Annotated in this window: 17 protein-coding genes; 9 read left to right on the top strand and 8 right to left on the bottom strand. The window is 36.6% G+C overall.

Annotation, left to right across the window (positions count from 1 at the left end):
* Positions 1–218 precede the first annotated feature (218 nt).
* A complete protein-coding gene (locus ABVT42_RS10020; protein ID WP_353874453.1) occupies positions 219–992 on the top strand; it encodes a substrate-binding periplasmic protein in 774 nt (257 codons plus the stop codon).
* 39 nt (positions 993–1,031) lie between these two features.
* Here the strand turns inward: ABVT42_RS10020 and ABVT42_RS10015 are convergent, their stop codons facing one another.
* Together ABVT42_RS10015 and ABVT42_RS10010 are read right to left on the bottom strand one after the other, a co-directional pair.
* Positions 1,032–2,609 (bottom strand): cation:proton antiporter domain-containing protein, encoded by a 1,578-nt coding sequence (locus tag ABVT42_RS10015; protein WP_353874454.1) that lies wholly within the window; start codon positions 2,607–2,609, stop codon positions 1,032–1,034.
* Between the two features lie 380 nt (positions 2,610–2,989).
* A complete protein-coding gene (locus ABVT42_RS10010; protein WP_353874455.1) occupies positions 2,990–3,277 on the bottom strand; it encodes a hypothetical protein in 288 nt (95 codons plus the stop codon).
* Between the two features lie 279 nt (positions 3,278–3,556).
* Here ABVT42_RS10010 and rhlP point away from each other — a divergent pair, with 279 nt between their 5' ends.
* Together rhlP and ABVT42_RS10000 are read left to right on the top strand one after the other, a co-directional pair.
* The gene (rhlP, locus tag ABVT42_RS10005; protein ID WP_353874456.1) at positions 3,557–4,441 is read left to right on the top strand and encodes a rhombotarget lipoprotein; all 885 of its coding nucleotides are present in this window, start codon (positions 3,557–3,559) and stop codon (positions 4,439–4,441) included.
* Positions 4,442–4,597: 156 nt separating this feature from the next.
* Positions 4,598–4,969, top strand: a complete 372-nt coding sequence (locus tag ABVT42_RS10000) for a hypothetical protein (protein ID WP_353874457.1) — start codon at positions 4,598–4,600, stop codon at positions 4,967–4,969.
* A 188-nt stretch (positions 4,970–5,157) separates the two neighbouring features.
* Here the strand turns inward: ABVT42_RS10000 and ABVT42_RS09995 are convergent, their stop codons facing one another.
* The 3 genes from ABVT42_RS09995 to ABVT42_RS09985 all read right to left on the bottom strand — a co-directional run bounded on the left by ABVT42_RS09995 (position 5,158) and on the right by ABVT42_RS09985 (position 6,194).
* Positions 5,158–5,313 (bottom strand): hypothetical protein, encoded by a 156-nt coding sequence (locus ABVT42_RS09995; protein WP_353874458.1) that lies wholly within the window; start codon positions 5,311–5,313, stop codon positions 5,158–5,160.
* 3 nt (positions 5,314–5,316) lie between these two features.
* A complete protein-coding gene (locus tag ABVT42_RS09990; RefSeq protein ID WP_353874459.1) occupies positions 5,317–5,778 on the bottom strand; it encodes a regulatory protein GemA in 462 nt (153 codons plus the stop codon).
* 74 nt (positions 5,779–5,852) lie between these two features.
* Entirely contained in the window at positions 5,853–6,194 is a 342-nt protein-coding gene (locus ABVT42_RS09985; RefSeq protein WP_353874460.1) for a hypothetical protein, read from the bottom strand.
* 751 nt (positions 6,195–6,945) lie between these two features.
* Here ABVT42_RS09985 and ABVT42_RS09980 point away from each other — a divergent pair.
* The 3 genes from ABVT42_RS09980 to ABVT42_RS09970 are packed head-to-tail and all read left to right on the top strand — an operon-like array spanning position 6,946 to position 10,660.
* Complete coding sequence (locus ABVT42_RS09980) at positions 6,946–7,398, top strand: helix-turn-helix domain-containing protein (RefSeq protein WP_353874461.1); 453 nt, start codon at positions 6,946–6,948, stop codon at positions 7,396–7,398.
* 18 nt (positions 7,399–7,416) lie between these two features.
* A complete protein-coding gene (locus ABVT42_RS09975; RefSeq protein WP_353874462.1) occupies positions 7,417–7,935 on the top strand; it encodes a hypothetical protein in 519 nt (172 codons plus the stop codon).
* A 28-nt stretch (positions 7,936–7,963) separates the two neighbouring features.
* Positions 7,964–10,660 (top strand): ATP-binding protein, encoded by a 2,697-nt coding sequence (locus ABVT42_RS09970; RefSeq protein WP_353874463.1) that lies wholly within the window; start codon positions 7,964–7,966, stop codon positions 10,658–10,660.
* 229 nt (positions 10,661–10,889) lie between these two features.
* On the opposite strand, the gene ABVT42_RS09965 is transcribed toward ABVT42_RS09970, so the two are convergent.
* A complete protein-coding gene (locus tag ABVT42_RS09965; RefSeq protein WP_353874464.1) occupies positions 10,890–11,288 on the bottom strand; it encodes a hemerythrin domain-containing protein in 399 nt (132 codons plus the stop codon).
* A gap of 368 nt (positions 11,289–11,656) precedes the next feature.
* Here ABVT42_RS09965 and ABVT42_RS09960 point away from each other — a divergent pair, with 368 nt between their 5' ends.
* The 3 genes from ABVT42_RS09960 to ABVT42_RS09950 all read left to right on the top strand — a co-directional run bounded on the left by ABVT42_RS09960 (position 11,657) and on the right by ABVT42_RS09950 (position 14,599).
* Positions 11,657–12,622 carry a DUF1722 domain-containing protein gene (locus ABVT42_RS09960; protein ID WP_353874465.1) on the top strand — a complete coding sequence of 322 codons (966 nt, stop codon included), beginning with the start codon at positions 11,657–11,659 and terminating at the stop codon, positions 12,620–12,622.
* 59 nt (positions 12,623–12,681) lie between these two features.
* Positions 12,682–14,115 (top strand): cryptochrome/photolyase family protein, encoded by a 1,434-nt coding sequence (locus tag ABVT42_RS09955; RefSeq protein WP_353874466.1) that lies wholly within the window; start codon positions 12,682–12,684, stop codon positions 14,113–14,115.
* A 196-nt stretch (positions 14,116–14,311) separates the two neighbouring features.
* A complete protein-coding gene (locus tag ABVT42_RS09950; protein WP_353895596.1) occupies positions 14,312–14,599 on the top strand; it encodes a BlaI/MecI/CopY family transcriptional regulator in 288 nt (95 codons plus the stop codon).
* A gap of 65 nt (positions 14,600–14,664) precedes the next feature.
* Here the strand turns inward: ABVT42_RS09950 and ABVT42_RS09945 are convergent, their stop codons facing one another.
* Positions 14,665–15,444: a ChrR family anti-sigma-E factor gene (locus tag ABVT42_RS09945; RefSeq protein WP_353874467.1), complete on the bottom strand. Its 780-nt coding sequence runs from the start codon at positions 15,442–15,444 to the stop codon at positions 14,665–14,667.
* A complete protein-coding gene (locus tag ABVT42_RS09940) occupies positions 15,441–16,088 on the bottom strand; it encodes an RNA polymerase sigma factor (RefSeq protein WP_353874468.1) in 648 nt (215 codons plus the stop codon). The genes ABVT42_RS09945 and ABVT42_RS09940 overlap by 4 nt, the downstream gene beginning before the upstream one ends.
* Between the last annotated feature and the right edge of the window lie 61 nt (positions 16,089–16,149).

Raw genomic sequence — 16,149 nt, 5'->3', positions numbered from 1 at the left:
TTGTCGCCATTACCATTTCTGTTGACACGATAAAACCGCCACCTATTCCAATTAGCCATGTGACCCGCAAATTTTGTGTATATCTCAATCAGTGCTATATCCATTTAAATGTCTATACTTAACTTACCTTTTAACTAAAATCTGTTTATTAAAGGACGTAATTAAACAATAACATTGAGTATTAAGCAGTTTTGAAAAAATTTAGGCATGATTTAATTTTGAAAAATAGCATTCGCTACATTGTTACTCTAGTCATTTACCTTGTTTATTGTCAGTCCAGCATTGCTTGTCACATCCGGTTGCGTGTTCCAACAATACCTTACCCACCAACATTTATGCTTAATCAACAAAAGCAATGGACAGGCGTATCAATTGAAGCCGCTCAAATGCTAATGAAACAAGCGAACTGCCGTCTTATTTATGTTGAGCTGCCATTTAAACGAGCCTTGGAACTTATGCGTAGTGGCCAAATCGATATGATGCTCAACTTATCCAAGCAAGCCGATAGAGAAAGTTACATTCATATGATAGGGCCGCAAGGTTTTGAAGATGTTGTGTTAGTCACTTTGCGTAATGATAAAAATCCGGTGAATCAACTCGAAGATATTAAAATTTTTTCAAAACCGGTGGCCATTGAGTTGGGTATGTATTATGGCGAAAACTTTACTACATTATTTCAAAATAATGCTGAGTTTCGAGAAAAAATATTGGTTGTTAAAAATCTTAAACAAAGCATTCAAATTTTACAAGCCAATCGAATTAGTGGCTTTTTAACACATCGCGGTGTTATCGTTCATAAAATTAAGCAAAATCCCGATTTACAATTATTTCAAGTGAACGACCTTATTATTCATCGAGCACCAATTTATTTTGGTTTTTCAAAAATGTCAGTGGCACCGCATACCATTTTACGGCTTGAAAGTGCTTTTGATAAACTGACAAAATCGGGTTTACTCGAACGACATTATCAGCGTTATCATCAAGTTGAATGATTTAATCATTAGCAGATAAATTAATCAGCTAATACCAAATTAAATTGTTTTTTCATCGTTGAGCAATGCCAAACTTTCTCTGGCAAACCCCACACCAACTTCCGTATAAAAGTTATAAATTTTATCAAGCTGACAACCTTGCAGTGATTCAATCTGATCATCATAGCGAGCAACCGCAGCTACTTTACCTTGATAACCAACCACTTTTAATTGCTCATTAATATTTTTAATATCTTGAATATTAGGCAAGGCAACTAAAATTAATTTTAAGTGCTGAAGCGGAATATGGCGCCAAAAATCGGCATCTTCACCATCAGCAAAAAAGATTTGGCAGTTTTGACTTTTTAGCAGGTTTACTCGCTCTAAATCGGCATCCATTCCCCACACCTTAGCATCACTGTTATCGGTTAATGAATGATAAGTACCGCGGCCAACCCGTCCCATCCCAATGACCAGAATTTCAATATTATCAGGAATCACTACGGCTTTTTCATTGAGCAGTGATTCATCTTCAAAGCGACGAATAAAATCATTGTACTTAGTGTATAAATGGTGAGCGTTGCGATAAAACACACTGGTTAAAACAAATGAAAAAGAAACGCTCATCGCTAAAATAACTAACCATTCTTTTTCAATGATATTTTGTGAGATACATAAGGCAATTACAATAAGTCCAAACTCGGAGTAATTGGATAATACTAACGAAGACAAATAAGCCGTTCTGGCTCTCAGTCGCAAGCGAGCAAACACAAAGAAGTAAACCAGACTTTTAATCGGCATTACTAAAGTAAGTAATAGGGCAATAAGGGTCATTTCCATATTGGGTAGTGCAATAAAACCAATCGATAGAAAAAAGCCGATCAAAAACAGATCTTTAAAACTCATTAACGATTTATATAGCTCCGTCGCTTTTGCGTGACCACTTAGCAACACACCGGCAACCAAAGCGCCTAAATCACCTTTAATACCCACCAGATCAAATAATTCGTAAGTTCCCAAGGCGAGAAAAAATCCCATTAATGGCAGCAATTCACCATGCCCCATTTTATCTAATAAATAATTCAGCGCAGGCTTAAAGAAAAACAGTGCAAATAATCCAATTGCCCAGATTGATGGTAATGCACCCGTTGCAATCACCATAAATACCACGGCCACAATATCTTGCATGACCAAAATAGCAATCGCGATTTTACTGTGCTTTAACTTAAGCTCACCAGATTCTTCCAGAATTTTAACCACACACACGGTACTGCTAAAACTTAACGCAAAAGCAATTATGCTGGTTTGACTGAGTGACAGTTGCCATACACTGCTACTCAAATAGCTGGCAAGCGCAACCAACATGACAGAAACCAGAATAATCCATAACAGCATATTGGAAAGCGTACCAATCCATACTTCTTTACGCAGCAATTCACCTAGGTTGAGCTTTAAACCTATAGTAAACAGCATTAAAGTAATTCCCAAATCAGAGAGCAGCTTTAAATTATCACCAGCCTCAATATCAATAACGTGCAACAAGAAGCCTGCCACCAAATATCCAATCAATGGTGGCAACTTGATAAACTTGGCAAAAGCACCAAATACAAATGCAAACAATATCCAGATAAAATCCATAATGATGACAGTGATAGTAGTTACAATGAAAGGCTTTGAGGTATGGACGCTATTTTATGAGAATTTACCGTGGTTTTGTATGTCTTTCTAGTTAATCCGGTGCACCACTACTCATTATCAGGTTTTATATTTTGGGCTTTTTACCCAAAGCCTTAATTTAAGCGCTAATTTTAAACGCCAATTTAAAATCATAAATTTACAGCTTACATTTTAAACCCTAATATTAAACCCCAATATAGCGTTCAAAATTTAAGCAATTTAAGACCCAGCATGTATTATTTCACACGCTCTATTTAACATACACTGTTTAGTATAGGCTATTCAGAACAAGCCATTTGAGAGAAGCCAATTAAGATAAACAATAAACCGTCTTGCAATGTTTATTGTTCAGTTTCAATCGACTCATCTTTTTTGGGGTTTAAATCAATTTCACTACGCGCTTTTTCCTGTTGCTCAATTTTATCTTGTCTGGCGCGCATGGCTTCATAACTTTCATTGGTTCGCTCTATGCAACGGTTTCTATCAATGATTTCACTAATACGATAACAGTCATCTAATGATTGATATTTTATATGCGATTGGTAAGCATTTTTTGTACAAGCAGAAACAACGGTCAACACCGATAACACGATAGAACAACGAAATATATTTATGCAATTGTTTTTCATACGATAAAATCTCTTAATTGAGTCACCTCAAAATGGACCATAAATGTACTAAAAGATTCCATTAAGGTACTAGTTATTGTCGGCACCAAACAGTAGATTCCAATACTTAATACCCCAGATTAACCATTAAAAAGTTCAATTCGGTTTAAAAGTCTCAATAAATAATACTTTTGGTGCTACTCAATATCGCTTTTTAGTAATTTATATAGCTAGTCGACAAACTAAATTAAGCTCGGCCCACTTAATATAATTCATGCCTTAATCGAGGTCGAGACTGTGATGATTAATAAAACCAACTCACGAAATTGTAATCAATCCATAATAACCAATCCATTTCGAGCTTTTCGATTTCGCTACTGCCTACCCATTTTGGGAATACTGTTATTATCTGGCTGTTTGTCACATACCCGTCATGCAACTTCCAGCAATTTAATCGCTTACCTGTATCCCGATGGCAACTACCAAAACCACCAAAACGATACTATCCCCCATTTAAATTTGCCTCTAAAAGTGGGTATTGCCTTTATTCCAGAGTCTAATAAAAGTATTGAATATTCACTCACCGAAGCCGAAAAGCTGACGTTGCTCTCTCAAATAACCGCTCGCTTTAACGATCAACCCTATATTCAATCAATCGAGATTATTCCCGAGCTTTATTTACGTCAAGGCAAAGGATTTCGCAGTATTAATCAAATTGCCAATTTACATAATATCGATGTAATGGCACTGGTTTCCTATGACCATTTAACCGTAAGCGAAGAAAATCGACTGTCTTTAGCTTACTTAACCGTCGTTGGTGCGCTATTTATTCCCGGCGAAACCAGTCATACCCAAACCTTTGTTGATACCGCCGTATTCGATGTGGCGACTCAAAAGTTATTGTTTAGAGCACCAGGCGCAGCGTCAATTACCAAAGATTACACCATGATTGCACAAGTTAAAAAAGCCCGCCAAGACAGACAAGCCTCATTTCAACAAGCTGTCGAGCAAATGATCGTGAATCTTGAACAAAGCCTTGAAAAATTCGAAGAACGGGTAAAAAATAGAGAGCAGGTCGAAGTCAGTTATAGCAAAGGCTATCAGGGCTCGGGGAGTTTTGGCTGGTTAGGCGTGTTGTTTTTAATTGCCCTTATCTGTTTTAGTCGTCATGGAAAGACTCGTTAAAGGGCGAATTGATAAGTTTTAGTGCTAAGTGCTAAGTGCTAAGTGCTAAGTGCTAAGTGCTAAGTGCTAAGTGCTAAGCAAATATAACTTATGACTGATTACTTATGACTAATTACTTATGACTTATAGCTTATAAATTATCCAGGTAGTTTTAGTATGATACAGTTTAAACACTATTTTTTATGGTTAACTATTGCAGCTTGTTTATTGCTAACCGCCTGCCATTCTGCAACCGATCAGCAATCGTCTAACCAAACAGCAACGGATCAGTCTACGACAATGAACAAAGATGATGAAAAATCTAAAACCGCGAAACCACAAGTTGAAGCGTCACAAGCCAAATCATCTAAACCGCTCAGTGATTCAGCGGATAATGCCAAAGATAATCCGCATGAAAAAATGTATGAAGTTCCTAATCGTTTTCCATTATCGGAAAAAAAGCCCAAAACAGAATCCACTGAAAAGCAAGAAATCGATGAATCAATAGAAACTAAAAAGGATGAAACTAAAAAAGAGATCGATCCTTAATCTGCTAACCAATACCTGAATTTGTTAATAGACTTTTTAATATCGTTTTTTAATGCCGCTTTTAATACACCTCATTATTCGCATTATCTAATCGCCTCTTTATGGCGATTCTTTTCAAGGCAAAATATTCTTCGGCACCAATATCTAAAGCGATCATGGTTTCTTTGGCATTGCCATCTTCAATCGCTTTAAAATAAGTCTTCTTCGGTAATTTTGAGTTTAAGACACTTAATCCACAACTCCAGATCGGCAATGCGCCGATCGACTTTTTTAGCAAAAATAAAATAATCCATAGGTTGAAACTTTTGATTGATTAAAATTTCCATTTTTGTTTCGTAGTTCATGCATCATTGCTCCTGAATTTTAAAATAGATTTTTAGCATTTTGTGCCAGTTTTCCAATTCATCAATCAAACCATTAATCACCCAATCAGGAAACCAGGCTAAATGATCAATTTGCAGTGATTCGTCATAAATTTTTAGTTTACGCTGCGACCAGCTTAATAGGCTTTTATCACAACTTTCATTCAAGTAACCTTCCAGAAACATTAAAAACCAAAGCTGACGCAATCGCTTAAGTTGTTTTTTACTGGCACCATTGTTGCGCAAGGATTTCTTTTCTTTCTGAATTTTATACCCCATCCATTGCATTTTATTTAAAACTTGCATCAACTCTGTTGTGTCCATTTGTTCAGCGTTGGTTTTGCCAGTTAGCGATTGCAATAAGCGGGTATAGGCAAAATTATCGAGACTCAATTTTTCTTTGCCTATACCAATCAGCTTGATGTAATAATGTTTTGATAAATACACGATGTTCACCTATATCAACAGAATAAAAAAAGGGCGGGTCCCTGCCCTGTAAAAGTTATGTCAAAATGACTACTTCAAAATTTAATTTTGCCTAATTTTTCAAGGCTACTGAGTGTCGAGTCTTCTTTTATTTTTAAGCTTGAAAGACAATCAGGACATAACAGTTCAAATTTGACACTACAAAATTCTACTTGCCGCCATCCAATATAATCGACTGCATGCAGCCATTCGGCAGGAGTTAAATGGAGAATCATCGGTACGTGCGATGTTTTGCATAAATCGCATGTTACTTGTGGTGGATTACCGATTGCTTGCAAGTCAATCTTTTCAATGATTAAAGACACTTGTTTTTCCCTGCGCTTAAATTGTTTAATTAACGAAGCATTACCCACCTTCAATACTTCAACTGCTTTCATTATTGTTGCTGGCATCCAGCACATTTTTATCTCTATTTAAGATAAATGGATAGCCATTTTTATTAAATTCGTGATACTTTCATAAGCGCTGATGTTGCAATGCAGTTTTTAACCACTTGACTCATCTTTCCACTTCATAACTTAACGCTATTTAGCTGCCTATCAACACGGGTTGTTGATGCCATTGCCAGCGCATGTCTTACTGGCGATCTATTTTTTTCGGGGGATAGTTTGATTTTTAATTATCTCGATAAGAAATATTTATAAATTAAATCACCCCGGTATTTTCTAGTTTTTTATTGTTTTACGTCATAGAATATTTTTTTTTCAATGTATTAGTATGACGTTGTTTTTTATTAGCTTTTAAATTTTTCAACCAAAGTCAAACGATTAATTTTTTTATTGCCCTTTGAAATTAACAAGCCAAAAAATTGTTATCGAGTAAAAAGGTTGTTACTAAAAGCGTATTTATTTTCAAATAAAATTTGAAATGGCTGTTCTTAAAAATCAATTGTTATCGATAACTAACACATTGTGTGATGCGGTTAATAGCGCATTGAATTTTGTCAGTATCCATAAGTGATTGATTTACTCGTTTCAATTTTCGTGTAAACTAAAAATCCCGGAATTGAATTGCCATTTCGATTATAATCTTAATCGTTTTTGCTTTAAAAATGTTAGAATACTAATCACTCTTATGTCAAGTCAATTAAATAAATTATCAATTTAAAAATTGGCGATTTGGATACTTATGAACAACACAGTCATACTTGATTTTGAAGAAGTCATTCAAAGATTGAAAAAGAAACTTGGTGAGAAAAGTGACAGAGCTTTAGCTCGCGCCTTGAGTATGTCAGATTCCGGGGTTGCTGTTGCGCGAAAAAGTCAATCATTGCCTATAATACCTATTGTGAACACTTGTATTGAACAAGAAATTTCACTAGATGAGATATTTTTAGGTAATACCAAACGCGAAAGCTCTAACCTGACCAACACGATGTTTACTCAAGCCGAACTGATTCATGTGAGTAATATGGTTGACGGTGTACTGGAAAGAGTTTTAGAAAATAAAAAATTACCAATCGATCGGCAGTTTAGCATTTTTAAAACTTTACGCCCTCACTTAATTGAAGCCGCATTTGCTAACAATTTGGATGAAATGATAGTAAAGGCCATTGCAGAAGCTACGCTCAGGTTGGTATAACAAATTGGAGTTTTCAAAGTGATATCAAAAAACCAAATGACATCAAAAAATACATTTTTATTGCTTTTTTTAAGTATCAATGCTTTTTTTAGTACCTTGGCTATAGCGCTCGAACCATTAAAAGAAAACCGAGCACGCATTAGTTCAATGCAGGCAACGTTATTATTACCCGATTATTCAACATTAAATGTAAATATGAGTTTTGATTGCGGCAGTAGATATGAAAACACAGGAATGATTGTTAGCAGTTTGGCTGGCGCACAATTATTAGCTGCCGCCTATACCCACTTATGGGGGGATGAAGCAGGAGAAATGGTAATGCAACTTTGGCAAAATAAAGCCGATAAAGATGATCCACGCTTACCAACATTTTTGATAATTTCACCCGAGAGCGGAGCCCAGTTTGATTGGAAGCAAACAATATCAGCAACATCTAGTTTGAATAAGCTACGTTCTAATAACATGGTTACCCAGAGCAGCTCTTCTGGACAAACAATGCCAACACCAACAGCAGGTTGCGGCAGAAAAGATCACTAGCAAAAATTACATTTAGACACGGACAGTAATGAAAAAAAATATTTATATTTTTATATTGGCTATATACACATTCTTCCTTGGCTCAAGTTTTTTTGCTTCAGCAGATCAGCCAACGAATGTCGTATCCATTACAGAAGATAGTAATGGATATATGTATTTTGTTACTCAAATGGGTGTTATTCGCTATGATGGATACAAATATATTAATTTAGCGGAGATTTCCGACTTGCCACAATCTTGGAGTGGATCGGCAGTTTATCAAGAGAAAACCAATACACTATATATAGCCTTTTTTAAAGAGGGAGTTTGGACACTAAATTTAACCACCTACAAAACAAAAAAAATTAGCTCACTAGATGTTGATAAGCTAGCACTTTCAAACACACATCTAATGGCAAGGGTGCATAGAAAACTCTATTTATTCGATTTACACACTCTTTCGCAAAAAAAACATGAGCTTACAGATGTAATTGATATAGCAGCACTTCAAAATCAACATTATGCTATAACTAAAAATGGGCTTTATAAAATTAATGGACAACATTCTTGGCTAGTTCGCTCATTTCAAACAACTACGGCACAATTAGCATTACTTAATCATCGATTAGCTTACAGTACGGATTATGATTTAACTTTACTGTCACTCAGTGATGAAAAAACTTTGACGACTAGAACTTTCACAGATCCGATTACAGCAATGACGCCTTACCAACAAAATTTATTGGCTATTGCTTATGGTAGTAAAGTAGATATTCTAGATACGGCTTTATTAGAAACAGTTAAAGCTTCAGTTAATCAGCTTGAACAAATCAGTTACTTGTTATATGAAGATAAACAAGGGAACTTATGGTCAACAGATAAAATCGAATTTGAGGTAATTGACCAGCATTCAACTGTACTCCGTCTTCCTAAACCTTCTCGCTACAACGAAGTGCAGATGGTTAATAATCAATTATGGCTAGGAACTGAACATGGCTTATATTATTTAGATAAAGGAATTTTCCATCCTTTGGCAGATATCAATGAACAATTTCCAAAGTTAGAACGCAGAATCAATAAAATTCTATATCAAAAAGATAAACCAATAATTTTTGCTACCACCAAAGGGGCCTATAAATTCGAAGACAATAAACTGAGTCAAATTTACGATGGAGGCTATGTAATTTCGGCAAGCTACATTGATGATGAACTCTTATTATCTACAACTTATGATGGTATTGTTGCATTCGATAATAACTTCAACCCCATAGACTATAGCGCTATAAATAATGTACTACCACATTTAGAGGTAGTTAGTATTAAAAAGATTAATAACATACTTTATATTATGAGCTCGGGTGGATTAGTAGAAAAAAACCAAAATGAAATTAAAGTAACATATATATCTCCCTATAATTTGATTGATATTTTTACTATTGATGGAAACCTTTATTTAACTTCATGGGGAGGCGGACTATTTAAACATTCAGGAAATCAGTGGCAACCTATTAAGAGTCCCTCAAACTTAGGCGAAGCAGTTGAATATTTTGATGAAGTTTTGATAAGTTCTGCTAATGGATTATATCGTTTTAAAAATGAAGAGTTTGCTCTAGTACCTAATACTGCTAAACAGTTATTTTATGGGATTACAATCGACGAACACATAGCTTATGCGGCAGGAAGAACCAATCTCATATCTATAGACTTTTTTAATTCCCCCAGTTTAAATGCACCACGATTTACCCAGTTACCCACCGAAGATACCCCCTATAACCAAACAGTTACCATTTCAGCAAACTGCTTTGACTATTTAAATGGCAATATTATTCAATACCAATATCAACTGAACGATGGTAACTGGATTGATATGCACAATGGTAGTGTACAAATTTCTTATTTAAATATTGGTCGACACAATGTTCAGGTTAGAGCCTCTTACAACGGTACAAACTGGTTAACCACGCCGGTAAAATCATTTTATGTGAGCGGCCCCTGGTATTATTCAGACTGGTTTATTATTGTATTAACCATTCTTTCGAGCATTGGTTTGTTGTTTGGTTTAATTGCCTTTGCGGTTATTTTTAAAGTTAACCGTCAAAAAAATAAAGTCTTTAAAGAAGTCAGTCAACAACAAACCAAACAAGGGCTACTTGAGACTTATTCGAACCTGGTTGCCGCTAAAAATATTTTACATTCAAAAAATAAAATGGCGGCTAATAGTGGGTTAATGAAAGTTGATCAGGCGGTTGAAAAAATTGAAAGCTTACTCGATAACTATAGTGTGCTAAGCGCTATGGGCAACTCAAATTTAGATCACAGCCTGCAAGGTTTAGAAGCGCTGATTATTGCGCAAAATGTTTCCCATGAATTTCAGGTTTCGGTGTCTAAACGATGCGGCAAAGAAACCCGTAACACCATTTTTTATATTGCTCACACATTAATTACCAACAGCTTAAAACATGCCAAAGCCAAGTTTATTCAAATGAGCATTAGCTGTGACAACAAACAAATAAAAATTTGTGTACAAGATGATGGTATCGGCATTAAATTTACCGACCACACTTTTAACTTTGGCGTGGGTATCGCAACGCTTAAAAATATTGCTTACGAAAGAAAAGGTAAAATAAAATTTAGAAGCTATCGCCGAGGCAAAAGCAAAGGGACATTTGTTACCATAACACTGCCCTACTTACCATCGGATATTCCGGTTAATAATCCACTCAGTAAGACGTTAAGTTTTAATTAAAATAGCATTCAAAACTGGCATTTAAAAGTAACGTTTAAAAATAATGATTTAATTCACTCAGCGCAAGCGTGTAGCAGCTTATGCTGAGTGCCTCTGTTAATAGATAGTCACTAGAAGTTAATGATAGTGGTTAACGACTGTGGTTAATAATAAGTAGTAATTCATTAATATAGGTTCAGTGCTACTACTAACGGGCACGATTAATCCGCTACAATGCACTACAATACGACTAAGCAATTTCATTAAACCGTTTATAAATCACGCTCTCTTCTTTTTGAATGCGCTGATTTAAAGTCGCTATCAGTGAACCAAAGTCTTTAGCAAATTCAATACCCGAACCGCCATTAGAATACTTATGAAAAAAAGCTTCGGCATTGCGTGAAATTTCATCCATATCCTTCGCAAAAATTTCCAACGTCCTTTTCAATTCGGGGCTGCTTTGGGCCGCTTTGTTCAGCAAAGGGTATAGGCGTTCATCTTCTTTTTTTAAGTGAGCGAGTAATCCTTTTCTGGCTAATTGGAGTTTCGACTGCCCTTCTGGTGAAGTTACGCCAGCCACTCGTATAGCATCTAAATATCCGATGATCACTTGGTGTTCTTGCTGTAATTCATCAACTAGTTTTGCCATTCACATCTCCTCAGATTGTCTAGTTAAAACGATATAAAAATTACGAAGAAATCCTTAAAAAAATGGGTGTATTGGTTAAAAGTAGCACAATCAAAAATGAAACAAGCTTTTATTCACTTATTATGTTAATTATTTACTATTTAATATCTCATTAAAAAATAACATAGAATCGAGTAACCACTAAAAAACCGCTCTAGTCAATGTTTCCATTTCAGGCGTAAATTTAAGGATAATGAATCAGGCCAAAAATAAGGTAAAAACTTTTCAATAAAACCATGAAAAGTGATCTGGAAATACATAATTCACGTAAATCTTAAGTAGCAGTGTTCGAATTAAACCAGTTGACTGATTGTTTTGGAGAAAAGTTTATGATTGAAGTGGGTATTAGCCAGTGTTTGCTTGGTCAAAATGTCAGATTTGACGGTGGACATCGAAAAAATAATTTTTGTACACAATCCCTTACTGAAAAATTCAAGTTTGTGTCTTTTTGCCCCGAAGTAGGTATTGGTTTACCAGTACCACGTAAGCCAATCCGCTTGATAGGAAGCAAAGATAACACCAAAGCAGTTTACAGTCATGACTATACACAAGATTTTACCGATGACTTACAACACTATGCGCGAAAGAACCGCGACAAGCTCAGCCAGCTTTCTGGCTTTATATTTTGTAAAGGTTCGCCAAGCTGCGGCGTCGAGCGCATAAAAATTTATAATGATTCTGATGATTCGGCAAACAAAAAATCAGCCCAGGCTGAGAAAAATGGCACAGGTATTTTCGCTGCCGAAGTGATGAAGTACGTTCCACTTCTGCCGGTTGAAGAAGATGGTCGGCTAAATGATCCGCTCATTCGCGACAGCTTTATTAAACGTGTTTATTTATACCGTGAATGGCAAGATATGATGGAAACCGGATTGACGGTGCATAACCTGTTGTCGTTTCACGCACGTCACAAAATGACATTACTTGCACACTGCCAAAAAACCTATCGTCAAATTGGTCCCAAGTTGGCTAAAGTGAACAAAGAAAATATTCATGAAATTGCCCAAGCTTATATTACCGACTTAATGGCGGGTCTTAAAATTCCGGCTACTCGTGCCAACAATGCAAATGTGTTAATGCATTTGCAAGGTTTTTTAAAGCAAAAACTCGATTCAGTAGATCGCCGTGAACTGGCGTATACCATTCTCGAATACCGTCGAGGTTTATTACCAATATTGGCGCCAATTACCTTGCTTAAGCATCACTTTAAACATCATCCCGATCAGTATATTAAGCAATTGTCTTATTTTGAACCCTATCCAGGTGATTTAGCCATCAGGGTAAAAACTTTGTAGGCAAACATTTATAATAGGGTCTAAATTGTAAAATTTAAACTTTAGAGTAAAAACAACAAGTGAAAAAAGTCAATCTGGTTTGGTTGAGAAATGATTTGCGGATCGATGACAACTCTGCACTCTATCATGCGGCACAAGATAAAAATTGTGCCGTTTTTGCATTGTATTTCGTCTGTCAAAAACAGTGGCAAGAACATTGGGTGGGTAGTAACCAGCAAGCCTTAATATTTGCTGCGCTCTCAGAGTTAAAACAACAATTGCGCAAATTGAATATTCCGTTGTTAATTCTAGATGCAGGACACTTTTCCCAAGTGCCCGAATTAATGCAGCAGGTTGTTACCCAATTAAAAGTTGATGATTGTTACTTTAATCGAGAAATATTGCTCAATGAACGTGAGCGAGATAAACAGGTTTATAACCGATTAAAAGACCAAGTGAAGTTTCATTCATATAACGATCAAACGCTGATATCTCCACATAAAATTGTGACTAAAGAACAGCAAGGCTATAAAGTGTTTAGCGATTTTGCACGCGCGGTAAAAAGTTATTTGGCCGATTATCCACTGCAAAATTTTTCTTCGCCAAAAGCAAAAGAAAAATCTAACTTCAACTTTTTTGATTTTACGCAATTAGCCGAACAGCAATTTGTTATTGATAAAGCTTCTATTATTAAAAAAGAGCACACCGTCTTTTCAGCCCCATCTTTACCCGAGATTAATGAGAAAAAAATTCATCAACAACTAGAGCGGTTTTGTAAAAGCGCGCTATCTGATTATGCTGAGCAGCGAGATTATCCTGCTATTAGCGGTACATCAGCGTTGTCAGCCGCTTTAGCAGTGGGCAGTTTATCGATAAAGCGCTGCTATACCCTAGCGAAGCAAAGCGTTAACGAGCGCCAATCGCAAACCTGGATTAATGAATTAATTTGGCGCGACTTTTATCGCTCAGTCGCTTGGCATTTTCCGCATGTGGTTAAAGGTCATGCTTTTAATCCAGTCGACAAGCAATTAACCTGGAGCAACAATACTGAACATTTTGCTGCCTGGAAAAATGCCCAAACGGGCATTCCGATTATTGATGCAGCAATAACGCAGCTACGCCAAACCGGATGGATGCATAATCGATTACGCATGATTGTAGCCAGCTATTTGACCAAAAACTTATGGATTGATTGGCGTGAAGGAGAACGCTTTTTTGCTGAACATTTATTTGACTATGATTTTGCCAGCAACAATGGCGGCTGGCAATGGTGTGCTTCGGTTGGTACCGATGCCGCGCCCTATTTTCGTGTTTTTAACCCGGCCTCACAGCAGCAAAAATTTGATCCCGACACCTCATTTATCAAACAATGGCTGCCCGCTTTAAAAGCACAACCCGCTAAAAACATTCACAAGTTTGAAACACTGTCTTTACCCAACTATCCCTCACCACAGGTCAATTTAAAAGCCACAAGACAGCAAGCTATTGAGGCATTTAAGCAGGCGAAAGGCTAATAATTTTTTGCCAATTGTCATCGTCCAGTTCATTCATTACTTAAAATCATTCATTTTATCTTAACAGATGTAGATATAACCTCTACATTTGTCATTATTGATATCTGCAAACGTCGAGATAAAAATGAAACTATCGGAATTTGAACTTGAAGTCATGCAATACTTTTGGGAAGCAGATTAGTTATCTGCGCCTCAAATACATGAGAAAATCATGGAAAAACGTGATGTAACTTACTCTACTGTAAAAACAATTATTGATCGACTAGAAAAAAAACAAGCCATTCAGCGGGTTGATCAATCTGGCAGAACAATTTTTTATGGTGCGCTCATTCAGCCAGCCAGAACGAAAAAGTTCCTCATTCAATCTTTTATTCAGCGAGTTTTTGGTGGTCAAAATCGACCTTTATTTAACCATCTTCTTAATGAAGAAGCACTTTCAATTGACGATATTAAATATCTGGAAAAACTAATCGCCAATTTTTAAGTCACTACAGCCAAGGAAATATCAATTGCCAGGCAAACTACACAAACCGCTCTTAAAGCATTCGCTTATCGATTCAACCAATTAATAAAGGGTCCTAGCGCACCGGTAAATTTAAGTGGTGCATCAGTTACCGCTAAACAAATGCAACCCTGTTCACCCGCCACCGGTTGATGTTCGTTGTGTTGGTTTTTTTCAATAAATTCACCACTGGCATAATTGCCATCTTGATCGCTAAAATCACCTTCCAGAACCAAAGTAAATTCACGCCCACAATGGGTATGTTTTGGAATTTTGGCATGTGGAGAAAATTTAAATATTTCTATACATAAATCTGCATCTTGTAGTTCAATTTGACTACGCCAGATTTTGCGGGTGACTTTTTTCCAAGGCAACTCATCAAACTGACGATTATTGAGCTGAGAAAATATTGGTCGATCAATTTGCGCAATGGGCAAGTCGGCCCACGCCATTTGCGCGTTATTTTCATATTCCGAATCAGCTATTTGCGAGCAAGAAGAATCACCTTCAAGATGTTGTAGCAGTTTTTCAAAACCGGAGTCAAGTAATTCACCCGTGGATACTTCGGCAACGCACTCATCCACGCCAGATGCCATAGTCTCGGTAGTTCCTTTGGTATGAAATGGCGTCATGCCCTGTGGACTATTTATCACAGGCCAACCTTGTAAATTTTCCAGTGTATCGCCACCAAACATTTCAAAGGTTTCAATTTGTTCTCGACAAAATTGACATTCAAGTTGATGTAAGCCGACAGCAATGCTAAGTGCCGGTTCAAGTTGACCACTGGCAAATTTTAGCAATAAATCTATATCTGGATGGTGTTTCATACTGATTCTCCTCCCAAGTGGGAGCGTAACACTCGTAACGCGCTGCGTACCCTGGATTTCAGAGTACCCAGTGTCATATTTAATTCTTCAGCCGCCAGTTGGTGGCTTTTATCTTCAAAGTAAACTTTTTGCAGTGCATTGCGCTGCTCTTCGGTTAATTGTTTAAATAACTCATTGAGTTGTTGTTTATTACGCAGTGCTTGCACATGAGCCAAGCTACGATCTTCTTGCACAGGCTCTGGCGCATTTTCATCAGAACACTCATCTATTTTTTTACGTCGCAAAAAGTCGATTCGCAAATTTCGTACAATTGTAAATAACCAGGTTGAGACACTCGCCTTATCAGATTGATAGGTGAATGCCTTTTGCCAGACTTTGATAAATACTTCATGAGCCAACTCATCAGCATGTGCAGCAAGTCCCTGCTGATAATAAAATGATTTAATTTTTGGGAAAAAATGCAGATACAATGCTTTATAGGCATTTCTATCGGCACGGGTTGCAATGGCGTGAAGATGCTCGCTCCACGCTTTGCAATCACCTGACTGTGAATTGGAAAGACTGGTCATATTGGCCTTGAGTTGCTGCGAACTTGCTACCGGCCAATATACTAGATTTCCTGTCTTTTGTCTGTTTGCTTGCATTTTTATCCCAATTGAAGTCTTTATATCAATATTCGAATGAATAGGTTGAGCATTGGTCAGA

It is taken from the genome of Aliikangiella maris (assembly GCF_040719265.1).
Classification (GTDB): Bacteria; Pseudomonadota; Gammaproteobacteria; order Enterobacterales; family Kangiellaceae; genus Aliikangiella; species Aliikangiella maris.
The sequence above is the reverse complement of the archived record's forward strand: the minus strand, read 5'-3'. Positions and strand labels throughout refer to the sequence as shown.